Source organism: Kitasatospora sp. NPDC034023 (assembly GCF_055575795.1).
Map to the genome: position 1 here is coordinate 1 of NZ_JBVIRY010000011.1, position 24,491 is coordinate 24,491.

The 24,491-nt window shown below is 73.3% G+C and carries 20 protein-coding genes; 11 read left to right on the top strand and 9 right to left on the bottom strand.

All coding sequences use genetic code 11. The annotated features are described in order from the left end of the window. Positions 1-244: 244 nt before the first annotated feature. Positions 245-1,228, bottom strand: coding sequence for an ABC transporter substrate-binding protein (locus ACZ52R_RS16825; RefSeq protein ID WP_465620622.1), 984 nt, complete (start codon positions 1,226-1,228; stop codon positions 245-247). A gap of 112 nt (positions 1,229-1,340) precedes the next feature. After that, the gene (locus ACZ52R_RS16830; RefSeq protein ID WP_465662254.1) at positions 1,341-2,129 is read right to left on the bottom strand and encodes a MerR family transcriptional regulator; all 789 of its coding nucleotides are present in this window, start codon (positions 2,127-2,129) and stop codon (positions 1,341-1,343) included. A gap of 215 nt (positions 2,130-2,344) precedes the next feature. Between ACZ52R_RS16830 and ACZ52R_RS16835 the strand changes: the two genes are divergently transcribed. The 3 genes from ACZ52R_RS16835 to ACZ52R_RS16845 are packed head-to-tail and all read left to right on the top strand — an operon-like array spanning position 2,345 to position 5,888. Next, the gene (locus ACZ52R_RS16835; RefSeq protein ID WP_465753663.1) at positions 2,345-3,910 is read left to right on the top strand and encodes a flavin-containing monooxygenase; all 1,566 of its coding nucleotides are present in this window, start codon (positions 2,345-2,347) and stop codon (positions 3,908-3,910) included. Beyond that, positions 3,907-4,986 carry an alpha/beta fold hydrolase gene (locus ACZ52R_RS16840; RefSeq protein ID WP_465620618.1) on the top strand — a complete coding sequence of 360 codons (1,080 nt, stop codon included), beginning with the start codon at positions 3,907-3,909 and terminating at the stop codon, positions 4,984-4,986. Before ACZ52R_RS16835 ends, ACZ52R_RS16840 begins: the two co-directional genes overlap by 4 nt. Beyond that, positions 4,983-5,888 (top strand): SDR family oxidoreductase, encoded by a 906-nt coding sequence (locus ACZ52R_RS16845; RefSeq protein WP_465620616.1) that lies wholly within the window; start codon positions 4,983-4,985, stop codon positions 5,886-5,888. Before ACZ52R_RS16840 ends, ACZ52R_RS16845 begins: the two co-directional genes overlap by 4 nt. An 87-nt stretch (positions 5,889-5,975) precedes the next feature. On the opposite strand, the gene ACZ52R_RS16850 is transcribed toward ACZ52R_RS16845, so the two are convergent. Beyond that, complete coding sequence (locus ACZ52R_RS16850; RefSeq protein WP_465620879.1) at positions 5,976-7,295, bottom strand: aminotransferase-like domain-containing protein; 1,320 nt, start codon at positions 7,293-7,295, stop codon at positions 5,976-5,978. A 123-nt stretch (positions 7,296-7,418) separates the two neighbouring features. Here ACZ52R_RS16850 and ACZ52R_RS16855 point away from each other — a divergent pair, with 123 nt between their 5' ends. The 3 genes from ACZ52R_RS16855 to ACZ52R_RS16865 all read left to right on the top strand — a co-directional run bounded on the left by ACZ52R_RS16855 (position 7,419) and on the right by ACZ52R_RS16865 (position 11,101). Continuing rightward, a complete protein-coding gene (locus ACZ52R_RS16855; protein WP_465620877.1) occupies positions 7,419-8,081 on the top strand; it encodes a LysE family translocator in 663 nt (220 codons plus the stop codon). 222 nt (positions 8,082-8,303) lie between these two features. After that, the gene (locus ACZ52R_RS16860) at positions 8,304-9,077 is read left to right on the top strand and encodes an SDR family NAD(P)-dependent oxidoreductase (RefSeq protein WP_465619681.1); all 774 of its coding nucleotides are present in this window, start codon (positions 8,304-8,306) and stop codon (positions 9,075-9,077) included. A 188-nt stretch (positions 9,078-9,265) separates the two neighbouring features. Next, a complete protein-coding gene (locus tag ACZ52R_RS16865) occupies positions 9,266-11,101 on the top strand; it encodes an ABC transporter ATP-binding protein (RefSeq protein WP_465619683.1) in 1,836 nt (611 codons plus the stop codon). 156 nt (positions 11,102-11,257) lie between these two features. Here the strand turns inward: ACZ52R_RS16865 and ACZ52R_RS16870 are convergent, their stop codons facing one another. After that, a complete protein-coding gene (locus tag ACZ52R_RS16870; RefSeq protein WP_360490092.1) occupies positions 11,258-11,926 on the bottom strand; it encodes a lysophospholipid acyltransferase family protein in 669 nt (222 codons plus the stop codon). A gap of 173 nt (positions 11,927-12,099) precedes the next feature. Between ACZ52R_RS16870 and ACZ52R_RS16875 the strand changes: the two genes are divergently transcribed. Then, positions 12,100-12,312, top strand: coding sequence for an EF-hand domain-containing protein (locus tag ACZ52R_RS16875; RefSeq protein ID WP_360490091.1), 213 nt, complete (start codon positions 12,100-12,102; stop codon positions 12,310-12,312). A 133-nt stretch (positions 12,313-12,445) separates the two neighbouring features. Here ACZ52R_RS16875 and ACZ52R_RS16880 read toward each other — a convergent pair whose 3' ends face one another. After that, on the bottom strand, positions 12,446-14,647 hold the full coding sequence (locus ACZ52R_RS16880; RefSeq protein ID WP_465753664.1) for a bifunctional glycosyltransferase/CDP-glycerol:glycerophosphate glycerophosphotransferase: 2,202 nt from the start codon (positions 14,645-14,647) through the stop codon (positions 12,446-12,448). A gap of 884 nt (positions 14,648-15,531) precedes the next feature. Here ACZ52R_RS16880 and ACZ52R_RS16885 point away from each other — a divergent pair. Together ACZ52R_RS16885 and ACZ52R_RS16890 are read left to right on the top strand one after the other, a co-directional pair. Continuing rightward, positions 15,532-15,798, top strand: coding sequence for a hypothetical protein (locus tag ACZ52R_RS16885; protein ID WP_360490087.1), 267 nt, complete (start codon positions 15,532-15,534; stop codon positions 15,796-15,798). 284 nt (positions 15,799-16,082) lie between these two features. Then, positions 16,083-16,529, top strand: coding sequence for a YjbQ family protein (locus ACZ52R_RS16890; protein ID WP_465619688.1), 447 nt, complete (start codon positions 16,083-16,085; stop codon positions 16,527-16,529). Positions 16,530-16,580: 51 nt separating this feature from the next. On the opposite strand, the gene ACZ52R_RS16895 is transcribed toward ACZ52R_RS16890, so the two are convergent. Together ACZ52R_RS16895 and ACZ52R_RS16900 are read right to left on the bottom strand one after the other, a co-directional pair. Continuing rightward, positions 16,581-17,132 carry a DUF1990 family protein gene (locus ACZ52R_RS16895; protein WP_360490083.1) on the bottom strand — a complete coding sequence of 184 codons (552 nt, stop codon included), beginning with the start codon at positions 17,130-17,132 and terminating at the stop codon, positions 16,581-16,583. Positions 17,133-17,366: 234 nt separating this feature from the next. Beyond that, complete coding sequence (locus ACZ52R_RS16900) at positions 17,367-18,482, bottom strand: FAD-dependent monooxygenase (protein ID WP_465662261.1); 1,116 nt, start codon at positions 18,480-18,482, stop codon at positions 17,367-17,369. 222 nt (positions 18,483-18,704) lie between these two features. Here ACZ52R_RS16900 and ACZ52R_RS16905 point away from each other — a divergent pair, with 222 nt between their 5' ends. Together ACZ52R_RS16905 and ACZ52R_RS16910 are read left to right on the top strand one after the other, a co-directional pair. Further along, a complete protein-coding gene (locus ACZ52R_RS16905; protein WP_465753665.1) occupies positions 18,705-19,913 on the top strand; it encodes a TetR/AcrR family transcriptional regulator C-terminal domain-containing protein in 1,209 nt (402 codons plus the stop codon). 9 nt (positions 19,914-19,922) lie between these two features. Further along, positions 19,923-20,141, top strand: a complete 219-nt coding sequence (locus tag ACZ52R_RS16910; protein ID WP_465662265.1) for a hypothetical protein — start codon at positions 19,923-19,925, stop codon at positions 20,139-20,141. Between the two features lie 27 nt (positions 20,142-20,168). Here ACZ52R_RS16910 and ACZ52R_RS16915 read toward each other — a convergent pair whose 3' ends face one another. Next, positions 20,169-23,210: an AAA family ATPase gene (locus ACZ52R_RS16915; RefSeq protein ID WP_465662267.1), complete on the bottom strand. Its 3,042-nt coding sequence runs from the start codon at positions 23,208-23,210 to the stop codon at positions 20,169-20,171. Beyond that, positions 23,207-24,376: an exonuclease SbcCD subunit D gene (locus ACZ52R_RS16920; protein WP_465619700.1), complete on the bottom strand. Its 1,170-nt coding sequence runs from the start codon at positions 24,374-24,376 to the stop codon at positions 23,207-23,209. Before ACZ52R_RS16920 ends, ACZ52R_RS16915 begins: the two co-directional genes overlap by 4 nt. Positions 24,377-24,491 lie beyond the last annotated feature (115 nt).

The window sequence follows — 24,491 nt, forward strand, 5'->3', positions numbered from 1 at the left end:
CCCTCCAGCAGCAGGCCACACGTCCACAACAGTAATCACGGCCAGTCGGCAGCTTACAGAGAGACCCGATCAAGGATCCGAGACGAGCCACTAGCAGGGCCGGCAGGCCGCCGTGGCCCCCAGAACCTGCGGCCGTCGCGGTACGGCCGGGGGCGGAGGGGCGGCGGGATGACAGCTGACAGCGGACAGATTTCAACATCTGTCCGCTGTCAGCTGTTGTCTGTTATCTGTCGCCTGTCCGCCGTCACCTGTTCGCCGAGCCCTGGGTGAGGCCCGCGCGGATCCCGTCCAGGATCAGCCCCGCGCCGGTGTAGCCGATGCCGAGCATCCACAGGCTGTCGACCACCTGGAACACCCGGCCGTTCCGGACGGCATCCAGGTTCTTCCACAGCGCGCCCGCGGTGACCCTGCCCACGTCGGACTTGTCCGCGTCCCCGTACACCGAGTAGAAGATGACGTCGGCCGCCGCCTGGTCGACCTGCTCCGGGCTGATCTCGATCGAGAAGCCGGGCTTGTCCTGGTTGGCGGGTCGACCGAGCCCGAGGTCCTTGAACAGTGAGCCGACGAAGGTGTCGTTGAGGTACAGCCTGGTCGGCGCGCCCGCCAGGAAGCGGGCCATCTCGACCCGGGTGGCGGCGGCCTTGGCCGGTCCGCCGAGTGCGGTGACCAGGTCCCGCAGCTTCGTCCGGTACGCGGTGTCCGCAGCCTCGGCCTCGGCCTGGCGGCCCAGCGCCTCCGCGTGCAGCCGGGCGTTCTCCTTCCAGGTCGGTCCGGTGGTCTTGGAGAGCACGGTCGGTGCGATCTTGGACAGCTCGTCGTACCGCTTGTCGTCGCGGACCTGGTTGCTCAGGATCAGGTCCGGCCGCAGCGCCGCGATCGCCTCCAGGCTGGGCTGGCCGATGGCGCCGACGGCCTTCGTCCCGGTCAGCCGGTCAGCGGGGAGGTAGGTCGGGAAGGGTGCGCCGGCGCTGACGGTGGTGGCGCCGACCGGGACGAGACCGAGGGTGACCACCGAGTCCAGGGCGTCGGTGTCCAGCGCCACCACCCGAGCCGCGCGCGCCGGTACGGTGCTCTCGCCGCGTGCGTGCCGGACGGTCCTGGTGCCGCCGCTGCCGGACGAACCGGCTGCCGGGGCAGGTGAGTCGGAGGTGCAGGCGGCGAGCGTCAGGCCCGGGGGGAGCCCGGCGACGAGGCCGAGTACGGCGCGGCGGCTGAGGGGTCTGGGCATCGACGGCACCTCCGACGTACGGGCAGGGCGCGGGAATCCCTGCCCGCGCAGCAGCCCGGGTACGCCTCGGAACCGCGCCGGCCCGCCTGCACCTCGGAACCGCGCCGGCCCGCTACGCCTCGGAGCCGTTCTCCCGTCGCTGGCGCAGCAGTTCGTCGTACTCGGCGTGCACCCGGCGGTCCATGGCGAGGGCGAACTGGGCGTCGGCGACGGTCCGGGCGAGTGGCCGCACCCGCAGGATGCGTTCGGTGAGCCGGGCCGCCTCGCCGGGTGGCAGCGGGGTGTCGGCGGACAGTGCGCTGAGCAGGTGCTCGCTGACGACCTCGATGAAGATCTCGGCGATGGCGTCCACGTGTTCCCGGGTGCGCCGGCTGGCGTCCAGCACCGCCGAGAGCGGCACGCCCTCCGCCACCAGCTCGGTGGTGGCGTCCATCAGGCGGCGGCTGACGTGGGTGATCCCGTCCTCCTCGACGGTGATGTAGCCCTGGGCGATCGATTCGGCGGTGTTCTCCTCGGTGAGCTGGTCTCCGAAGGCGGCCTTCAGTTCCTCCCAGTCCAGACGTACCGGGGCCTCGTCCGACCAGGGTGCGACGATCGCCGCCTCCAGTCCGATGAGGTCCGCGACGTCCCGGCCGCTCTCGCCGGCGCCGATCAGTTCGACGATGCCGCCGAGGGTGTGGCCGCGTTCCAGCAGTTCGCCGATCATCCGCAGCCGGGCCAGGTGCTCCTCGCCGTACCAGGCGATCCGGCCCTCCTTGCGGGGCGGTTGGAGCAGTTTGCGCTCGCGGTAGAAGCGCAGGGTGCGGGTGGTGATGCCGGCCGCTTCGGCCAGTTCCTCCACCCGGTACTCGCGTTTTCTGTCGCCCGCAGCAGCTCTGACCTTGTCCACGGCGATCAGCATAGGTCCGTCGGCCGGAAAGGCTCCCGGAACGCGGAAGGGAAGCTCCCGGAACCCGGAAGACTCCCGGAACCGGGGCTGTCGCGCTTCTTCCATCCGGTGTCAGCAAGGGCTACCCTGCCAACCATGCCAGTGATTACTGGCGCGATTGGCAGGGTTCCGGGGCAAGCCCCCCGGAGAGCGCGACGATCACCGCCCCACCCTCAGGAGGAGGCCGCATGGCATCCAGCAGCAAGCGCCCCCGATCCGGCGCGTCCGAGACGTCCGCGGTGCCGGACCAGGCCGTACCGCACGTCCGGGTGGCGGTGATCGGCTCCGGCTTCGGCGGCCTCGGCGCCGCGGTCCGGCTGCGCCGCGCCGGGATCACCGACTTCGTGGTCCTGGAACGCGCGGACTCCGTCGGCGGCACCTGGCGCGACAACAGCTACCCCGGCTGCGCCTGCGACGTGCCCTCGCACCTCTACTCCTTCTCCTTCGCCCCCAACCCCGACTGGCCGCGCAGCTTCTCCGGCCAGCCGGACATCCGCGCCTACCTGGAGAAGGTCGCCACCGTCTTCGGTCTCCGCCCCCACCTGCGGTTCAACACCGAGGTGCTGGAGGCGCGTTGGGAGAGCGACGAGACCCGCTGGCGGATCACCACCTCGGCCGGTCAGTGGACCGCCGACGCTGTCGTCTCCGCCGCCGGACCGCTCGCCGACCCGCAGATCCCCGACCTGCCCGGGCTGAGCGGCTTCACCGGCAAGGTGTTCCACTCCTCGCGCTGGGACCACGACTTCGACCTGACCGGCAAGCGCGTCGCCATGGTCGGCACCGGCGCCTCCGCCGCCCAGATCATCCCGTCGATCCAGCCCAAGGTCGGCAAGCTGACCGTCTTCCAGCGCACCCCGGCCTGGGTCCTGCCGCGCCGCGACCGCGAGATCACCCAGCTGGAGAAGTGGCTGCACGGCCGCCTGCCGGTCACCGCGGCGATCCGCCGCGGCACCCTGTTCGCCCTCCGCGAGCTCCAGGTCGACGCCTTCGTCCGCCGCCCCGGAATGCTGCGCCTGGTCCAGCAGCTCGCCGAACGCCACATCGCCCAGGGCATCCAGGACCCGGCGCTGCGCGCCAAGCTCACCCCGGACTACCGGATCGGCTGCAAGCGCATCCTGCTCAGCAACACCTACTACCCGGCGCTCGCTGCGGCCAACAGCGAGGTCGTCTCCTCCGGCCTGCGCGAACTGCGCGGCTCCACGCTGGTCGCGGCCGACGGCAGCGAGCACGAGGTGGACGCCATCGTCTTCGGCACCGGCTTCCACGTCACCGACATGCCCATCGGGGACCGGGTGTTCGGCGTCGACGGCACCAGCCTGGCCGAGGAGTGGAAGGACGGCATGGAGGCGCTGCGCGGCTCGACCGTGCGCGGCTTCCCGAACCTCTTCTTCGTCATCGGACCCAACACCGGCCTCGGCAACAGCTCGATGATTCTCATGATCGAATCCCAACTGAACTACATGATCGACGCGTTGACCACGCTCGGCTCGATCGGCGCCGCCGCCATGCAGCCGACCGCGCGCGCCCAGCGGCAGTGGAACCTCGAACTGCAGCACCGGATGGACCGCACCGTCTGGACCACCGGCGGCTGCCGCAGCTGGTACCTCGACCCGAGCGGCAAGAACACGGTGCTCTGGCCCGGCTCCACCACCTCGTTCCGCCGCGCCACCCGCAAGGTGGACCTCGGCGAATACGAGCTGATCATGCGGGCGGTGCCGACTGCCGCCCGCACCGTCCAGGAGGTCACCGCGTGAGTTCCGTCCATCTGCCTGCCGAGTACGAACCACCCCTTCCCGTCGAGGAGTTGAGCGTCCGCTCGGCGGACGGCATCCGGCTGCACGTCGAGGTGCACGGCCAACCCGGCGCTCCCACCGTGGTGCTGGCGCACGGCTGGACCTGTTCGACCGCCTTCTGGGCCCCGGTGATCCGCGAACTCTCCGACCGCTACCGGGTGGTGGTCTACGACCAGCGCGGCCACGGACACAGCGAGATCCCGCCGAGCCGGGCCCGCTACTCGACCCGGGCGCTCGCCGAGGACCTGTCCGCCGTGCTCGCCCGGACCGTCCCGGCGGGGGAGCGGGCCGTCCTGGCCGGGCACAGCATGGGCGGAATGACCATCATGGCCGCCGGTGGCCGCCCCGACGTCGCCGAGCGCACCGCCGCCGCCGTCCTGATCTCCACCGGGCCGAGCGAGTTGGTGGCCGAGCTCACCGTCCTGCCCCCGGGCGTTCGCTCCCCGGGCCTGCGCCGCTTCCTGCACCGGCAGCTGCTGCGCTCCCGGATGCCGCTCGGACCGGTCTCGCCGCTCAGTCGGGTGGCGCTCAAGTACGCGACCATGGGGCCGAGTTCGCCCGCCGGTCAGGTCGAGGCGACGGCCCGGATCGTGCACGCCTGCCCGACCGCCGTCCGCGCCAACTGGGCCGCGGTGCTCGACCGGCTGGACGTCCACGCGGGGCTGGCCCGGCTCACCGCGCCCACGGCGGTGGTGGTCGGCACCAACGACCGGCTGACCCCGCCGGTGCACGCACACCGGATGGTCGCCGAACTCAAGGATCCGCAGGGGCTGTTGCTGCTGCCCGGGGTCGGGCACATGTCGCCGCTGGAGCGGCCGTCGGAGGTCGCCGCCGAGATCCACCGGATGGCCGCCGAGCACCTGGTCGGCGCGCCCGCCGGCGCTGATCCCGTCCCGGCCGCAGCCGCCGACTCCACTGCAGAACCCGCCGGGGACACCGCCGTCTCCCTCGCCCACTCCGCCCTTGCCCTCGCCACCGCGGACTCCACTGTGGAGTCCACCAGCGACTCCACCGACGAAAGGACCGCCGTCGCATGAACGCCATCCCGCCGTTGTCCGCGCAGGTCGTCGTCGTCACCGGGGCCGCCCGCGGGGTCGGCGCGTCGCTGGCCCGCAAGCTCGCCCGGCGCGGAGCCAAGGTCGCCCTGCTGGGGCTCGAGCCGGAGGAGCTGAAGGCCGTCGCCACCCAGTGCGGGCCCGACGCGACCAGCTGGGAGGTGGACGTCACCGACCTCGACGCGCTCGACGACACCGCCCGCCGGATCAAGGAGCACTACGGGCGGATCGACACGGTCGTCGCCAACGCCGGGATCGCCATCGGCGGACCTCTGACGGACAGCGACCACCGGGCCTTCAGCCGGGTCATCGAGGTGAACCTGCTCGGCAGCGTCGCCACCGCGCGGGCCTTCCTGCCGGCGCTCACCGAGAGCCGCGGCTACCTGCTGCAGATCGCCTCGCTCGCCGCGCTGACGCCGGCGCCGCTGATGAGCGCGTACTGCGCCAGCAAGGCCGGGGTGGAGGCCTTCGCCCACTCGATCCGCGCCGAGGTCGCCCACCAGGGGGTGAAGGTCGGCGTCGGATACCTGAGCTGGACCGACACCGACATGGTGCGCGGCGCCGACGAGGACACCGTGCTGAAGCAGATGCGGTCCCGGCTGCCGTGGCCGGCGAACAAGACGTACCCGCTGGAGCCCGCGGTGGACCGGATCGTCGCGGGGATCGCCCGCCGGTCCGCCCACGTCTACGCCCAGGCCTGGCTGCGCGGCATGCAGCCGGTCCGCTGGGTGCTGCCGAGCCTGATCGCGGTGGTCGGCTCCCGGGACGTCGCCCGGCTCGCCCCCCAGCTCGCGGCCACCGCCGCGAGCCGCCTGCGTGCCGTCGGCGCCGGAGGTGCGGCGGACACGGCAGCCCGGGGGAGCCACAGCGGCTCGGGCAGCTGACCCCGGACGGGGTCACAGAGGACAGCTGGCGGACGGCAGTCGACAGATGACAGCTGACAGATTTCGAAATCCGTCAGCTGTCATCTGTCAGCTGTTCGCAATCCGCGCCAGCGTCTCCAGCGCCCGCGCCAGCACCGGCAACGGCGGCGACGCGAGCCCGACCCGGACGGCGGACGGCGAGCGCCGCGGATCCACCGCGAACGCCGTCGCGGGCGTGACCGAGACCCCGGCCCGTGCGGCCGCCGCGACGAAGGTCTCCGCCCGCCACGCCCCCGGCAGCTCCCACCACAGGTAGTACGAGCACGGATCGGCCCGCAGCCGCTGCCCCGCCAGCACCTCGCGCGCCAGCAGCTGCCGGGCCGCCGCGTCGGCCCGCTTCGCCGCCTCGACCACGGCCAGCGTGCCGTCCCCGATCCAGCGCACCGCGGCCTCCAGCGCGAACCCGCTCGGCGTCCACCCGCCCGACCGCAGCGTGCCCGCCACCGGATCGCGCAGCGCGGCCGGCACGACCGCGAACCCGGTGGTCAGCCCGGGGGCCAGCCGCTTGGAGAGGCTGTCCACCAGGACGGTGCGCTCCGGTGCCAGCGCGGCCAGGGGTGTCAGCTCGGGTCGCAGGAAGGACCAGATGGCGTCCTCGACCACCGGCAGGTCGAGCCGTCGCAGCTCCTCCGCGAGCGCCACCGCCCGCTCGCGCGGCAGGCTCACTCCGAGCGGGTTCTGCAGCCGGGGCTGCAGGTACACGGCACGCAGCGGCGCCGCCCGGTGGGCGGCCGCGACGGCGTCCGGCAGCAGCCCGTCCTCGTCCACCGCCAGCGGCACCAGCCTGATGCCCAGCCGTTCCGCCACCGCCTTGACCACCGGATAGGTCAGCGCCTCCACCCCGAGCCGCTGCCCGGGCGGCACCAGCGCGGAGAGCGCCCCTGCGACGGCCTGTCGCCCGTTGCCCGCGAACAGCAGGTCCGCGGCGTCGAACTCCCGGGAACCGGTCGACAGGAGACCCGCGAAGGCCCGCCGCGCCGCGCCCGTCCCGGCCGCGCCGATCGGCCGCAGAGCCTCCCCGAGCGCGTCCGCGCGCAGCAGCGGTGCCAGTCCACCCGCCAGCAGTTCGGACTGCCCGGGGACGACCGGGTAGTTGAGCTCCAGGTCCACGGGCGCGGCGGTGGGCTCGGCGAGCGGGACGAGGCCGCCGTCCGCACCGCGCCCGGCCCGGACGAAGGTCCCGCGCCCGACCTCTCCGACGGTCAGGCCGCGTCGGGCCAGTTCCCGGTAGACCCGCCCCGCCGTCGAGTTGGCGATGCCCCGGCTGCGGGCGAAAGCGCGCTGGGTGGGCAGCTGCTGGCCGGGCCGCAGCCGTCCGCCCGCAATGTCGGCGGCGACCAGGTCGGCGATCAGGCGGTAGTCGTCCATCGGCGTCGATCCCCTCATGCCCTGACCATCATTGCACCGAGTGCAAAGTCATCATTGCATTGAGCCGTCCACCCGTCCTAGCCTCCTCGCATGGACCACCTGGACCGCCTGCACCTGGATCACATGGACGCGTTGACATTCGCCGTGGACGGCCACGCCGTGCTCGGCATCGCTGCCGTGGCACTGGGCATGGTGCTGTCGCCGGGACCCAACATGATCTACCTGGTCTCGCGCTCGATCGCGCAGGGCCGCCGCGCCGGGCTGATCTCGCTGCTCGGGGTCGCGACCGGCTTCCTGGTCTACCTCGTCGCCGTGACGGCGGGGGTGGCCGCGGTGTTCTCGGTGGTGCCCGCCCTCTACACCGCGATCAAGCTGGCCGGCGCCGGCTACCTGCTCTGGCTGGCCTGGAAGGCGGTCAAGCCGGGCGGTACGGCGGTCTTCGCCCCGCAGGAGCTGCCGCCGGACCCGCCGCGCCGCCTCTTCGCGATGGGCTTCCTGACCTGCCTGCTCAACCCCAAGATCGCGATCATGTACATCTCGCTGCTGCCCCAGTTCGTGGCACCGGAGCGCGGCCACGTCGCCCTGCAGAGCCTGCTGCTGGGCCTGACCCAGATCGCGATCGCGATCACCGTCAACGGCCTGATCGCGATGAGCGCGGGCAGCATCGCCGCCTTCCTCAACCGCCGCCCCGCCTGGCTGCGCATCCAGCGCTACGTGATGGGCACCGTCCTCGCCGGCCTCGCCGTGCACATCGCCGCCGACCGCGCCAAGGCAGTCGTGGCCTAGGACTGGCGGGGCCGTACGGCCAGGCCTTGCGGCCGGGAGTCACGGCCGGGAGTTACGGTCAGGCCTTACGGCAGGGACTGGCGACAGGCGGTCCGCAGCACCTCGAACCCGACCTGGATGAACCGTCCGAGAACGATCGATCGTCTGCATCCGCACCCCCCCTGAGCAGGGGCGTTGCGCTCGGTGTGGGCTCGGTTGCGGCGAGTCGGTACGGTCGGGGGTATGACCACAGCCATGATCACCGGCGCGACCGCCGGCATCGGAGCCGCGTTCGCCCGCCGGCTCGCCCGTAGCGGCTACCAGCTCGTCCTGGTGGCGCGGGACACCGAGCGCCTGGAGCGCGCCGCCGCCGACCTGCACGGCACGTACGGCGTCGAGGCGGAGGTGCTGACCGCCGACCTCGCGACCGACGCGGGCATCGGCGCCGTCGAGGCCCGGCTCGCCGACTCCGCCCGCCCGGTGGACCTTCTGATCAACAACGCCGGCTTCGGCAACAAGGGCGCGTTCGGGGCCGTCCCGCTGCAGGACGAGCTGGACATGCTGAAGGTGCACATCGAGGCGATCCTGCGGCTGACCACGGCGGCGCTGCCCGGCATGCGTGAGCGCCGGCGGGGCGCGATCGTCAACGTCGCCTCGGTGGCGGCCTTCCTGCCGCGCGGCACGTACGGGGCGAGCAAGGCCTGGGTGGTCAGCTTCACCCAGGGCGTGCTGCGTGACCTGGGCGGCACGGGCGTGCGGATGATGGCGCTGTGCCCGGGCTTCACCCGGACGGAGTTCCACGAGCGGGCCGGCATGGGCACCGGCAACATCCCGTCCTGGTCCTGGCTCTCCGCCGAGCGGGTGGTGGACGAGGCGATGCGCGACCTGGCCCGCGGCCGGTCGTTGTCCGTGCCGGGCAAGCGGTACAAGGTCGCGGTGGCGATCGCCCGGGTGCTGCCGTCCGGCGGGCTCGGCGGCCTCTCCTCGAAGGCGGCGCGCACCTACCGCACCGACTGACGGCCGCAGCTGTCCGAGGAGTCGGTCGGTCGGGGCGAGCGGGGCGGTCGGGCGGGGCGGTCGGCTGCCAAGACTGCCAGAGCGGTCGGGCGGGGAATAGAGCGAATCTCACTATTAGCTTGTCTAACTATGAGCTATCCTCCCTATATTGATCCCCGTCCGACCCGCCGACCCAGGGAGGCCCGCCCTTGAGGCCAGCCACCATCCGATGGACCCCGCCCGAGCGCGCCGAGGGCGAGCCCCGCCCGCCGGCCCAGTGGCGGCGCATCCTCGCGCTCTTCCGCCCGTACCGAGGTCGCCTGACCACCGTCGGGCTGCTGGTCGCCGCATCCGCCGTGGTCTCGGTGGTCTCGCCGTTCCTGCTGAAGGCCGTCCTGGACACCGCCATCCCGCAGGGCCGCACCGGGCTGCTCAGCCTGCTCGCGCTCGGGATGATCCTCACCGCCGTGGTGAACAGCATCTTCAACGTCCTGCAGACGCTGATCTCCACCACCGTCGGCCAGCGCGTCATGCACGACCTGCGCACCGCCGTCTACGGGCACCTGCAGCGGCAGTCGCTGGCCTTCTTCACCCGCACCCGCACCGGCGAGGTGCAGTCCCGGATCGCCAACGACATCGGCGGCATGCAGTCAACGGTGACCTCCACCGCGACCAGTCTGGTCTCCAACCTCACCGCGGTGGTCGCCTCCGTCGTGGCCATGGTCGCCCTCGACTGGCGGCTCACCGTCGTCTCCCTGGTCCTGCTCCCGCTGTTCGTCTGGATCAGCCGCCGGGTCGGCCAGGAACGCAAGAAGATCACCACCGAGCGGCAGAAGCAGCTGGCCGCGATGAGCTCGGCGGTCCAGGAGTCGCTCTCGGTCAGCGGCATCCTGCTCGGCCGCACGATGGGCCGCTCCGACTCGCTCGCCCGCGAGTTCACCGGGCAGTCCGACCAGCTCGCCGACCTGGAGGTCCGGGCCAGCATGGCCGGGCGCTGGCGGATGAACACCATCCAGATCGTGATGGCCGCGATGCCCGCGCTGATCTACTGGGCGGCCGGGCTGACCTCCGCCGCCGGCGCGCCGATCGTCTCGGTCGGCACCCTGATCGCCTTCGTCACCCTCCAGCAGGGCCTCTTCCGCCCCACCGTGAGCCTGCTGTCCACCGGCGTGGACGTACAGACCTCGCTCGCGCTCTTCCAGCGCATCTTCGAGTACCTCGACCTGCCGGTGGAGATCGCCGAACCGGCCGACCCGGTCACGCTGCCCGAGCTCCGCGGCGAGGTCCGCTTCGAGCACGTCGACTTCCGCTACGACCCCGCGCAGGAGCGCCCGACCCTCGCCGGCCTCGACCTCAAGGTCCCCGCCGGGAGTTCACTGGCCGTGGTCGGCGAGACCGGCTCCGGCAAGACCACCCTCAGCTACCTCGTCCCGCGGCTGTACGACGTCACCGGCGGCCGGGTCACCCTGGACGGCGTCGACGTGCGCGAACTCTCCTTCGACACCCTGGCCCGCGCGGTCGGCGTCGTCTCCCAGGAGACCTACCTCTTCCACGCCTCCGTCGCCGAGAACCTGCGCTTCGCCAAGCCCGACGCCACCGACGCCGAACTGGTCGAGGCCGCCCGGGCCGCACAGGTCCACGACACCATCGCCGCCCTGCCGGACGGCTACGACACCCTGGTCGGCGAGCGCGGCTACCGCTTCTCCGGCGGCGAGAAGCAGCGCCTCGCGCTCGCCCGGACGATCCTGCGCAACCCGCCGGTGCTCATCCTCGACGAGGCCACCAGCGCGCTCGACAACCGGACCGAGCGCGCCGTCCAGCAGGCCGTCGACACCCTGGCCGCCGGCCGCACCACCATCACCATCGCGCACCGGCTCTCCACCGTCCGCGCCGCCGACCAGATCGCCGTCCTGGACCACGGCCAGGTGGTCGAACTCGGCACCCACGACCAGCTGGTGGAGCTGGATGGCCGGTACGCGGCCCTGCTGCGCCGGGAAGCGCCGGAGGCGGCCGCCCTGCCGGAACCCGTCCTCGGTCACGCCTGAACCCGCCAGTCGGACCCGGGGGTTGGGCCTGCCCGTTCGGACCCGCAAGTCGGACCCGCAAGTCGGACCCGAAGTCGTAGCCGGGAGTCGGGCCCGGGGGTTGGGTCCGGGAGTCGGACCCGCCGCTCGGAGCCTGGGGGTCGAACCCGTCGGCGGTCAGGCGGCCTTCGGTACCTCGTTGTAGCTCTCTGCGACCTCCTGGCCGGAGAGCCGCTGGATCGCCGCCATCACCTCGTCGGTCACCTGCCGACGGGCCTTCAGCGAGCGGGCCTGCCCGTGCAGCTCGTCGAAGTGCAGCGGCTCGCCGAAGCGGACCGTCACCTTCTTGAGCCGCGGCACGCGCTTGCCCACCGGCAGGATCTCCTCCGGCCCCTCCAGCGCCACCGGCACCACCGGCACGCCCGCGGTCAGCGCGAGCCAGGCGACGCCCGTCTTGCCCCGGTAGAGGCGGCCGTCCAGCGAGCGGGTGCCCTCGGGGTAGATGCCGAAGGCCTTGCCGTCCTCCAGGATCTCCAGCGCCGACTCCAGTGAGGCCTGAGCGGAACGGTAGGTGCCGCGCTCGACCGGCACCGCGCCGATCGCCTCGAAGAACCCCTTGGAGAGCTTGCCCTTGAGTCCGGGCGCGGTCCAGTACTCGGCCTTGGCGAGGAAGTGCACCCGGCGCGGGGCGGTCAGCGGGATCACCACGCTGTCGATGAACGACAGGTGGTTGCTGGCCAGGATCACCCCGCCCTTGCGCGGCACGTTCTCGGCACCCTCGATGACCGGCCGCCAGATACCCCGCGAAACGGGTTTCAGCACCAGCCTGGTGGCGAGATCGAGCATGTTCCCTCCCTGGACGAACGACCGCCCGGGAGGTCCCGGGCCTGCATCAGATCCGCAGACTACGACACCCACCCCCGCGCCCGTCCACTCCCGGCCGCCGTGGCGAACACCACGGCCGGGTAGGGTACGGCCGTCCGTACCGAGCACGACCCCGCAGTACCCAGGAGGGCACGATGGAGACCACCGAGGCGATCAAGGCCTTTTTCGACCGCTTCGACCAGGATGGCGACGGCAAGATCACTCCGGCCGAGTACGCCCTGGCCGCGAACGAGATGGGCGACCACGACGTCACCATCTCGATGGCCGAGGCGCTGATCCACAGCATGGACACCAACCACGACGGCGTCCTGACCTTCGAGGAGTTCCTGGCTGCCCGCCGGCGCTGAGCCCGCGCCGACGGGGCCGGTCGCCGTACCGGCGGCGCCGGCCCCGTCAGGAGGTCCCGTCCGGAGGCTTCGTCCGGAGACTCCACCGCTTGTGCTCCGGGCCCAACCGCCCCCGCGCTCCGGGGTCCTGGTCCTACCGCTTGTCCACCGGGAACACCCGGCGCACCACCCGTTCCGCCGCCCCGCCGTCGTCCCAGACGCAGAACTTCGCGCGGAACCGCGCCCGCGCCCCCGGCGCCGGATCGCCCGCCAGCAGCGCCCACGTCAGCTCGTCCGCGGTCTCCGTGACCGCGCCCGGCGGCTCCGCGAACAGGTCGAAGTAGACGCCGCGCTCCCGCTGGTACTCCTCCCAGTCCGGGGCGAAGATCACCACCGGCCGGTCCAGCACCGCATAGTCGAACATCATCGACGAGTAGTCCGTCACCAGCACGTCCGCCGCGAGGTAGAGGTCCTCGACGACCGGGTGCGCCGAGACGTCCACGATCTCCGCCGCTCTCCCCTCGGCCGTCAGGTCGCCCGGCCCGCCGGTGTGGAAGTAGTGCGTGCGCACCAGCAGCGTGAAGTCCGGGCCCAACCGCCGGGCCAGCTCGGCCACGTCCAGCAGCGGCAGGTAGCCGCCCTTGCCGCCGCGGTGGGTCGGCGCGTACAGCACGGCCCGGGTGCCCGGCCGCAGCCCCAGCCGCTCGCGCACCGCGCGCACCTCGTCCGGGTCGGCGTCGGTCAGCCGGTCGTTGCGCGGGTAGCCGGTGTCCAGCATCTCGTACCGGCCGGGGAAGGCGCGGGCGAAGTGCTCGCTGGTGTGCGGGTTGGGGGAGACCAGGAAGTCCCAGCGGTCGATGGCCTCCTGGAGCAGGTCGAAGTCCATCCCCTCCGCTGCGGAGGGGCGGTCGCGCAGGTCCATGCCCATGGCCTTGAGCGGGGTGCCGTGCTGGGTCTGCACGTGCACCGAGCCCGGCCGCTTGACCATCGTGCGCGGGAAGTTGACGTTGTTGACGAAGTACTTGGCGGTCGCCATCACCTTGAGGTAGGCGGGGGTGTTGACGATCACGTACGGCACCCCGGGCGGCAGCGTGGCGGCCTGCCGGCGGTTCTGCACCACCCACACGCCCCGGATCCGCGGCGCGAGCTCCTTCGCCTTCTCGTAGATCGCCGCCGGACTGCACGCGTAACCCCGGTGCCAGTACGCGGCGTAGACCGCCAGGTTCTCGTCCAGCGGCAGCCGGCGGAAGGCGTTGTACGCGGTGAACCGGGCGCCGCTGCGCACCCCCTTCTTCACCGCGGGCGCCATCGCCCGCGCCCCGCGCTTGAGTTCGCGCGGCAGCCGGCCGGTGCGGCGCAGCTCGGCGTACGCGATCCGGGCGCCGCGCGAGGCCAGCCGGTACTGCACGCCGCGCACCCCGCCGGGGAAGCGGTAGCCCGTCGGGCGGTGGCGGTCGAAGTGCCGGGCGATCCGCTGGAAGAACGTTTTGCGCAGGTCGACGGGGACCAGCCCGGGGGTGTCGTAGACGTTGAGCGCCTGGCGGACGGTCCGGTCGAAGACCAGGGTGCGCAGCGAGTCCGGGACGGTTGGGCCGGGGCGGTCCGCGCGGTCCAGGAAGGCGAAGATCGCGTCGTACTGGGCGAAGACGTCGGCGTGCTTGGGGGAGGCGGTGGCGGTGATCGCGCCGTCCCGGCCGCGCCGGTAGTTGTAGCAGGGGCGGTCGAGGTAGCGCAGCCGCTCGGCGGCCAGCAGCGCGGGGTAGGTGACCGAGATGTCCTCGTAGTAGCCGCGGCCGAAGGAGACGCCGAGGCCGTCCAGGAACTCGCGCCGGAACACCTTGTTCCACACCGACATCACGGTCTGGAACAGCGCCGGGTGCTCGGCCAGGGTGCAGCCCTCGACCAGCGGGGAGCCGGTCAGCACGTGGCGCCAGGGGTTGGACTCCGTCCCGCCGTCCGGGTAGACGTGGGTGAAGTCGGTGATCAGCACGTCGGCCGGGGTCTCGCGGCGGCGCTCCTGCGTCAGCTCGTCGAGGATCACGCTGACGGTCCGCTCGGGCACCCAGTCGTCGCTGTCCAGGAACCAGACGTACTCGCCGCGCGCGTGCGGCAGGGCGGCGGTGCGGGCCCCGCCGAGGCCCTGGTTCTCGGTGAGGTGCAGCACCCGCAGCCGGGGGTCGCGGGCCGCGTAGGCGTCCAGGATCGCGCCGGAGCCGTCGGGGGAGAGGTCGTCGACCGCGATGACCTCGAAGCGGGACTCCAGGGCGGGGGTGTCGCCGAGGATCGAATCGAGGCAGCGCGGCAGGTACCGCTCCACGCCGTGGACCGGGAGCACGATGCTGAGGAGGAGGGACACGGTGGCCGAGTCTACCGATCCACCGGGCGCGACCTGCGTGGACGTCCGGTGCGGAGGTCCTGCCGGGGATCCGCGGGTTTTGCCGGTGGCAGCTGGTGGCAGCCGTGGCGGCCGGTCGGTGGGATCCGCGGGGGGTGACCCGGAACCGCCGGTGCCGGGCCCCTCACGGGGCGGCACCGGCAGTCAGGTGGCGGCCCGGCCGACCCTCTACGGCCGACCGCCGGTCCGGGCACCGCGCGAGCCTGGCCACCGCAGCGTCGAGGCGGCCGGGCAGTGGCTCGCGGGAGCCGGAGTTCTTCATCACTCGAACACGCACCTGGGTGCGGTGCGGGCACCGGCGCGTGCATCAGATATTGCTTGGAGGTTCGGCGGGAGTCAATCCCTCGAATGTGTTCACTTCATGAATTCGGGCGGAGCCGGGAGCGGGTGGGAGCTGGCGGGCGGCGGAGACGGGCGGAGACGGGCGGAGACGGGTAGTGGCGGGCGGTGGCGGACGACGGTGGGCAACGGTGAGTGATGACCCCGAAGATCACTTTGTCGATCTGGCGGCTGTCCCCTATATGCGGTGTCCACATGCGGAGTCCCCGCGGGTGTGCGCGGGCGCCCCACCCGGTGCCGAGTCGCGTCCCGCCACAGCGCCCCCGTGCGCCGGGCGCGTACCGCGCACACGGGCGCCGGGCCCGCACCTCCTGGCCCTGCTGACGGATGGCCGGTCGTGCACCATCATTGATGCCTAGTCGTGATCGGCCGGGTGGCCCCTGGTGCACCGTCAGTTGACGCCACACGATACGGTGGCACAACACCAAGGACGGTTGCGCGAAGGCCGTCTGTCACGGATAGTCTTCGCCTCACGGCCCTGGCGCCTCGTAGGGGTGGGAAAACTGATGGAACACATGCAAGTGCGGACTCGGCCCCGTGTGCCGGCGATCCAGTGCGGTGTCGGCACGACCGGCCGCCGGATCGAACGGCACCTGGCCGTGCTCGGCGCGCCCGCGCTCCCGGCGGTGGACACCGCCGAGGCGCTCGGGTTGATAAGGGAGCTGACGCCGCGCGGCGGCGAAGCCCCGGCGACCCGTCGTCGCCACACCAGGATCTCGCTGCTGACACCGCTGCGTCGGCTGCGGCGGAGCCTCTTCGGCGGGCGCGGCTAGGGGTTCGTCCCCGGTCGGCGTCAGTCGTTGTCCCGTCCTGGTCGGGAGCAGGCCCGGTGGACCATCCGGTCCGCCGGGTCATTGGCGTATCCGGGCAGCTGCCGTCGGGGAGCCGGGCGGGCGGCCGCTGTCCCGAGCCGGGCGGGGGCTGTCCCGAGCCGGGCGGGGCTGGTCGAGGCCCGGGCTGTGGTCTGAACCTTTCACCCTATGCGAGTTTGCCTCCCTGGCAAGCCGAGTCGGCGAGGCAGTACGCCGAGCCCCCTGACCTGGGTCAGGATGGCGCCATGGCGGACAACAAGAACTCCACCCCGGCCGGTCTGTTCCAGACCACCACCTTCGAGATCACCACGGGCAGCCGCGAGGTCGCCCTCGACATCACCGACCGCTGCGCCGCGTTCCTCGACGAGCGGGCCGCCGGGCGCGACGGCCTGCTCAACGTCTTCGTCCCGCATGCCACCGCCGGGATCGCCGTCCTGGAAACCGGCTCCGGCAGCGACTACGACTTCCTCGCCACCCTGCGCGCACTGCTCCCGGCCGACGACCGCTGGAGCCACCGGCACGGCAGCCCCGGCCACGGCCGGGACCACGTGGTGCCCGGACTGGTCGCCCCGCACGCCACCCTGCCCGTGCTCGGCGGCCAACTCGCGCTCGGCGTCTGGCAGTCGGTGGTGCTGGTCGACACCAACGGGGACAATCCGCGCCGTACCGTCCGGCTGTCCTTCCTGGGCTGACTCCCGTCGGGCCGGCCGGCCCCCCATCAGGCCGATTGCCATGTCCGGTGGCTACCGGCCGACGTGCGCGGCCACGGCCGTGAGGTAGCGCTCGATCGCCAGGTGCTGGCAGAGCAGCGCGACCGGGCGGCCGAGGCGCGCGTACCAGGCGGAGAGCCGGGAGAACGCGGTGACCTCGAACCACACCTCGCCGTCGGCGTCCATGGACACCAGGAAGGCCTCCTCGCCGCACTCCGGGTGCCCGGGGAGCGTCCCGTACGCGAACCCGACCCGGTCCGGCTCGTCCACGGTCCACACCACCCGGCAGGGGATCACCAGACGCGGCCACCGACTCCCCGGCAGGCTCAGCCGCAGCAGGACCGTGTCCCCGTCGCGGGCCGGCCCGCCGGGGTGGACCGCGAAGCCGGTGCCCAACTGGGTGCCCCAGCCGAGGACGTACCGCCCGGCCCGCTGCAGTACCTCCGGCCCGTGCCCGAGGTGCACCCGCCGCCGCAGGTGTGCGTAGCCGTCCGGCAGCCGCCCGCCCCGGGTGGCCCCCACCTCGGCGTACGACGGGGCGGTGGCGCGGGCGGCGAGCAGGCGCTGGTGGAGATCGGTAGCCATGCCGGTCACGGTAGCCGTCGGCCAGGCCCGCCCGGTCGGCGGGCCGACGGCTACCGACTGCCGGCGGACGGGCCATGGCGGACGGGCGGGCTGCGAACGGGCTGCGGCGGACGGCGTTCGGCGAACAGCTTTCAGTCAACAGATATCAGCGAACGTTTTCTGAAATCTGTTCGCTGTCATCTGTCTGCTGTCATCTGTTCCCTCAACGCCGTGCCCCTCCGCCGTCCGCTTCGGTCAGTCGTCCAGCGAGATCGCGTTCTTGGCCCGCTCCACCGATTCCTCGGCGGCCGGTCCGCCCGGGTTCTCCGTCGCCAGAGCCTGATTGAGTTCGACGAACGGGCGCAGCCGCTCCTCGTACGAGGCGAGGGCGGTGCGGTGGTCGCCGGCGGATCGGGCGAGTGCGCCGGCGAGGACGTGGGCGCCGACCAGGGCGAGGCTGGTGCCCTGGCCCGACAGTGGGGAGGCACAGTAGCCCGCGTCCCCGAGCAGGGCGATCCGGCCGTGCGACCAGCGGTCCATCCGGATCTGCGTCATCGTGTCGCAGTAGAGGTCGGGCGCCTCGGCCAGCGCCTTCAGCAGCCTCGGGGTCTCCCAGCGCAGCGCCGACATCCGCTCGGCGACGACCGCCCGCTGCGCCTCCGGACTGCGCCGGCCCTCCGGAAACGGCTCACCGGCGAAGCCGAAGGTGATCCGCAGCTCGGTGTTGTCGCGTACCGGGTAGACGCCGTACCCGGCCTCGCCGTCGCGCAGCCACAGCTGCCAGTCCTCCAGGTCGAGGAAGTTGTCCGCGCTGAAGATCGCCAGGTGCATCCCGAGGTGGCGGGCGAAGCGCTCCTCGGGCCCGAAGGCCAGTCGGCGCACGGCCGAGTGCAGTCCGTCGGCGCCCACGACCAGGTCGTACCGGCGCGGCTCGCCGTGCTCGAAGGAGACCCGGACGCCTTCCTCGTCCTGGTCGAGCGCGGTCACGCTGTCCCCGAACACGAACCGGCTTGCCCCTTCCTCGGTGGCACGCTCGTGCAGGATCCGGACGAGGTCGTCTCGCAGCAGCTCGAGGTCGTCGTTGTCGAGCCGCCCGCTGCTGATCGTGTGCTCGGTGGAGCGGTGGACCTCGCGGCCGTCGCCGTCCAGGACGGACATGCCCCGCATCCGGGTGCGCCGGGCGCGGACCTGTTCCAGCACGCCCAGTCGTTCGACCACCTCCAGCGCGACACCCCGGATGTCCACGGCCTGCCCGCCGCCGCGCGGCCCGGGAGCGCGCTCCACCACCGTGGGGGCGAAGCCCCGGCGGCTCAGCAGTGCGGCGAGCGCGGTACCGGCGATGCCACTGCCGGAGATGAGCACGGTCTTCATTGGTCGCTCCTCGCTGTCCGTCCGCGCGCGGTGTCGCGCGTCGGCTCGTACGCTGTACGCGGGTTGAATGTACGGCGTACGCGTAGGCCTTCCAAGTGCTGTTCCACCGCCTCTGATCTAGTGCAGCGAGCCGATCCGTAGCGGCGCTCCTGGTAGCGTCTGAACTAGTACAGTTCGGGCCGTCGCGGAATGAGATCCGCGTCACACGAGAGAGTGGGCCGCATGACCGCCGGATCCGAGTCCACCCCGCCGTACCGGCGCATCGCCGACGAGATCGCGGGGCGGATCGCCGACGGCGCGCTCGCGCCGGGCGAGCAGGTGCCGTCGACGCGGCGGATCGCCCGTGAGTGGCACGTCGCGCTGGCCACGGCCACCAAGGTGCTGACCACACTGCGGCTGGAGGGGCTGGTCGAGACCCGGCCCAGGGTGGGCACCGTGGTGGCCGCCACCGCTGCGCCCGGGCCTGCTGCGCCCGGGCCTGCTGCGCCCGGGCCTGCTGCGCCCGGGCCCGCTGCTCCCGTGCCCGGTGCGTCCAGGCCCGCTGCTCCCGTGCCCGCCGGACCCGTTGCCGCCGCGCCCGCGTCGATGTCCGCCGCACCGTCGGCCTCGGGGCCGTCCGTCGAGCTGACCACGGAGCGGATCGTCCGGGCCGCGATGGAGATCGCCGACCGTGAAGGGCTCGCGGCGCTCTCCATGCGCAGCATCGCGGCCCGGCTCGGCGTCGCCGTGATGTCCCCCTACCGCTACGTCCCGAGCAAGGACGACCTGGTGCTGCTGATGGCGGACGCGGCGTTCGGAGAGGAGTCGTACCCGGCAGAACCACCGGCGGCGTGGCGGGCGCGGCTCGAGATCGGCGCGCACACACTGTGGCGGATCTACCGGCGCCACCCATGGCTCGCCCAGGTCGGCGCGCTCACCCGCCCGCTGATGCTGCCCGCCCTGCTGGACCACGCCGAATGGGCGCTCACCGCGCTCGACGGTCACGGGCTCGACGCCACGACCATGCTCGACCTGCACGTCCTGCTCTACAGCTACGTCCAGGGGATCGCCGTCCACCTGGAACGGGAGGCCCAGGCCGAGGCCACCACCGGCCTCACCGAGGACCAGTGGATGGACCATCAGGGTCCGGCCCTGACCGCGATCGTCACCGGCGAACGCCATCCCGTGTTCGCGCGTACGACCGGCAGCCTCGGCAACGGCTACGACCTCGACCTGGACGCGTTGTTCGCCTTCGGGCTGAAGCCGCTGCTGGACGGCGTCGCCGCCATGATCGAGTCGGTCGGGAGCGGGAGCGGGAGCGGGAGCGGGAGCGGGAGCGGGAGCGGGAGCGGGAGGGGGAGTGGGAGCGGTAAGGGAATCCGGTCGCGGGAGCGGCAGGGAAGCGAGGCCGGGATCGGGGCCGTCTTGCGGCGGGGCGGAGTGGCGGAGTAGGAAGGCGGCATGAGCGACAGCGTGACGGACGAGTCCACGGCGGTCTGCGAGCTCGCCCCCGAGGGCGGTGCCGAGGCGGCGCTGCGGCACGACCCGGCGGCGACCGGGCCGTGCGCCGACTGTGTGCTGTGCGGCGAGCCGACCGAGCTGCCCGCCGATCAGCCGGGCAGCACGCTCTGCCCGGTGTGTGCCTGGCAGCAGGCGCAGCGGATCGCCTGCTCGGGCTGATGCCGGTCCCCGGTTGAGTCGGCGGCGTTACGCGTCCTCCCGCCCGGCCAGGGCCAGGGTCGAGCCGCGCCGCCCCTTGCGGACCATCAGCTGGGCCGGGATGCGGCTGCGCAGGTCGGCGACGTGGCTGACGATTCCGACCGCCCGGTCCCGTTCGCGCAGGCCGTCAAGGACGTCCATCACCTCCTCCAGGGACTGCACGTCGAGGGTGCCGAAGCCCTCGTCGATGAACAGGGTGTCCAGCGGCATGCCGCCCGCCTCGTCGGTGACCACGTCGGCCAGGCCCAGGGCGAGGGAGAGCGAGGCGAAGAAGCTCTCGCCGCCGGAGAGGGTCGCGGTGTCCCGCTCGGTGCCCGTCCAGGCATCCACCACCCGCAGGGCCAGGCCCGAGCGCCTGGTGCCGTTGCCCCGGTCGTCGCTGTGCACCAGGGTGTAGCGGCCGCCGGACATCCGGACCAACCGGTCGCTGGCGGCCGCCGCGACCTGCTCCAGCCGGGCCGCCAGGACGTACGACTCCAGGCGCATCCGCAGCCGGTTCTCGGCGGAGGTGCCGGCGGCCAGGGTGGCGAGCCGGTTGATCCGCCCGTACCGGTCCAGCGCCGGAGCCAGTTCGGCGGCGAGCCCGGCCAGCTGCCGTCCGATCGTGGCCAGTGCCTCGCACCGCTCGCGGGCCGCCGCCTGAGCGGCGTGTGCCTCTCCGAGCCGGTCGGTGGCGGTGCGGAGGGCGGCTGCGGCGGCGGGCAGGTCGACCGGGGGACGGGCCGCGGCCTCGGCCAGCTCCGGGAGGTCGAGCTCACGCCGGACGGCGGCGGTCTCCGCGCGGTGCCGCTCCAGCCGGGCTTCCAGCCGCTCGCGCTCCTCGCGCGGCAGCAGCACTGCCAGTGCCGCCTCGGCGTCCGGGAAGCCCGCCACGGCGGCGGCCTTGCCCAGCTCGCCCTCGGCCTCGTCGAGCCGGGCGGCCGCCTCCGCACTGGTCCGGGCCGCCGCCGCCGCGGTGGCGACCTGTTCGGTGAGCCGGGTCAGGGCCGCGGCCCGGTCGGCGACCGAGGCCGCCTCACCCCGGGCAGCTGTCACCCGGGCGGTCAGCGCCTCCCGCTCGGTGTCGAGCTTCAGCAGCCGGTCGGTGAGGACGGCGGCGCGTTCCTTGGCCTCGTGCAGCTCGTCGCCACGGCGGGTGCGGTCCCGGGACAGCCGGGCGATCTCCTGCTCGACGCGGCCGAGCGCCTCCGCCGTGTGCCGGGCCTCGCGGTGTTCGCGCTCCAACGCGGCGAGGGCCCGCGCGAGCGCGTCCGCACCGTCCGGTCCGGCCGCCCCGGCGGCGGCGGCCTCGCGCACCCGCAGGGCGGTCAGTGTCTGGTCGGCCGCCGTCCACGCCTGTTCGGCGTCGGCCTGGGCGCGGCGGGCCCGCTCCTCGTCCTGGGCGCCGACCCGGCTGCCGGGCGCCGCTTCGGCGGGTGCCGGGTGATCGGGCGAGCCGCAGACCCGGCAGGCCTCGCCCGAGCGGAGCTGTTCGGCCAGTTCGGCGGCCATGCCCGTCAGGCGCCGGTCCCGCAGGTCCAGGCTGTGCTCGCGGGCGTCCAGTGCGGCGGTGCGCAGCTCGGCGACCCGCGGTTCGGCCGCCGCGATCTCGGTGCGCAGGCCGTCGCGCTCCCGGGCCGCGTCCAGGCGGGCGGCCGACTCGGCGCGCTGCCCGTCCAGTTGCTCGACCCTGGCGGTTGCCGCCCGGGCCGCGGAGTGTTCCTCCTCCAGCCGGTTCAGTTCGCCCTCGAACTCGGCCAGCCAGTCCTCGGCCTCCTCCGCCAGTGCCTCGGCGGCACTTCGCTCCGCCGTCAAGGAGCGCTGTTCGCGGGCGAGTTCGGCGCAGTGCCGCTCCTCCGCCCGGGCCGCCTCCAGCCGGACCACCTCGGCCCGCAGCCGCAGCTCGGCCTCGGCCAGCTCGGCGGCGCCGGCCCCGTCGAGCGGCCGGCCGCCCTCGCCGGTGGCGGCGGCCAGCGTCTCGCGGTGCCGGCGCTCCGCCGCCTGGGCGCGCCGGAGCGCCTCGGCCGCGCTCTCCCGCAGCCGCAGCGCGGACTCCACCCCGACGGCCTCCTGAGCGGCGGCCAGCCGCTGCCGGTCCCGCGCCGCGTCCGGCTCGAACCCGGCCAGCCGCTCGGCCCGGTCCAGCGCCTCCCGGTGTCGGCGCTGCCGCCCGGCCAGCTCCTCGGCGGCCTCTCGGTGCCGCTGGGCCGCGCGCTGCGCCTCCCCGGCGCCCGCGAGCGCCGACTCCGCGATGGCGAGTTGCTCGGCCGCGCCGCCGCGCAGGATCGCCGCCCAGCCGAGCACCCCGGAGGTCGGCCCGGCGTCACCGTCCTCGGCCGGGGCCCAGCCCTCGACGGGCTCGGCGCCGGGACCGGCCGCCTGCTCGGCCTTGCTGGCGAGGTCGCGCAGCCGGCGCCGGCCGGCCTGGACCTCGGCCTCCTGGGCGCGCCGCTGCTCGGCCAGCCAGTCCTCGACGAACCGGTACCGCTCGGTGTCGAACAGCCGCCGCAGCAGCTTGCCCCGCTCCTCCGAATCGGCCTTGAGGAAGCGGGCGAAGTCGCCCTGCGGCAGCAGCACCACCTGGCAGAACTGCTCCCGGTTCATGCCGATCAGCCGGAGGATCTCCTCCCCGACCTCCTGGTGCGACTTGCTGAGCCCCCGCCAGCCCGCCGTGCCGTCGCCCGTGTCGGCGACCCACTCGCGCAGCAGGGTCTGCGCCCGCTCGACGGTGGTGCCGGTGCCGACCTTCTTCGGCCGGCGCTGCTCCGGCAGGCGGGTGATCTGCAGCCGCCGCCCGCCGAGGGTCAGCTCCAGCCGGACCTCGGTCAGCCGCTTGGGGTCGGCGTGGTCGCTGCGCAGCCGGTTGGCTCGGCGGGTGCCCGGCGTCTCGCCGTACAGGGCGAAGCAGACCGCGTCCAGCACGCTGCTCTTGCCCGCGCCCGTCGCGCCGCGCAGCAGGAACAGCCCGCCGGCGGCGAGTGCGTCGAAGTCCACCGTCTCGGAGCCCGCGAACGGGCCGAAGGCGGTGACGGTGAGCCGGTGCAGCCTCATCGGGGCAGGTCCGCCTTCCGGTCGGTGGTCTCCCGGACGCGCTCGAAGCCCTCGCGCAGCCAGCCGAGCTCGTCCGGCGCCGGCTCGGCTCCGGGACGGACGTGCCGCAGGAAGCCCTCGGCGATCTCCAGGTCGCCCCGGCCGCTCACCCGTGCCGCGTACGAGGACGAGGACTCGGCCTCGGTCTCCTCGGGGTCGAAGAGCAGTTGCAGGGTGTGCGGGAAGCGGCGGCGCAGCTTCTCCATCGGCTCGCTCGGCCGGGCCGCGTCGGTGAGCGTGGCCTGCACCCAGGACTGCTCGTGCTCGGCGTACTCCTCGTCGGTGAGCAGCGCCTCCAGGCTGTCGCGAAGGGTGGCGAGGCGGCGCGGCTCGGGGCAGGGGACGCGCTCGGCGGTCACCGAGCCGTCGGCCGCGAGGTCGACCAGCCACATGCTCTTGCGCTGCTTCGCCTCGGAGAAGGAGTAGGCGAGCGGGGAGCCGCTGTAGCGCAGGTGCGGGGCGAGCGTCTGGCAGCCGTGCAGGTGGCCGAGCGCGACGTAGTGCACCCCGTCGAACACCGAGGCGGGCACCGCGGCGACGCCGCCGACCGCGATGTCCCGCTCGCTGTCGCTCGGTGCGCCGCCGGTGACGAAGGCGTGCGCCAGCACCACCGCCCGGGTCCCGGCCGGGCGCGCTGCCAGATCGGCCCGCACCTCGTCCATCGCGGCCCCGAGCACCGCCGCGTGCCCGCCCCTCGCCAGGCCGAACCGCTCGCGCACCAGCGTCGGCTCCAGGTACGGCAGCCCGTACACGGCCACCGGCCCGTGCTCGTCCGCCAGCAGCACGGGAGTGGCGCACTGGCCGGGATCCGTCCGCAGGTGGATCCCGGCCCTCCCGATCAGTCCCGCGCCGACCCCCAGCCGGCGGGCCGAGTCGTGGTTGCCGCTGATGAACACCGTCGGCACGCCCAGATCCGCCAGCCGGTGCAGCACGTCGTCGAACATCGAGACCGCTTCCAGCCCCGGCAGTGCCCGGTCGTACACGTCCCCCGCGACCAGCACGGCGTCCACACCCTCGGCCCGGACCACATCCACCAGGTGGTCCAGGAAGGCCCGCTGGGCGTCATGCAGGCTCTCCCGGTGGAACGAACGCCCGAGATGCCAGTCGGAGGTATGCAGCAGTCGCATGGTCCCCGACCCTAACCCGCACCACTGACAATCCCACCCGGATCCGTGGAGGCATGCGTCTCACGGGTACCGGGGGTCGGTCGGGGTGCTTTCGCCCCATCGGATCGTCGGTCAA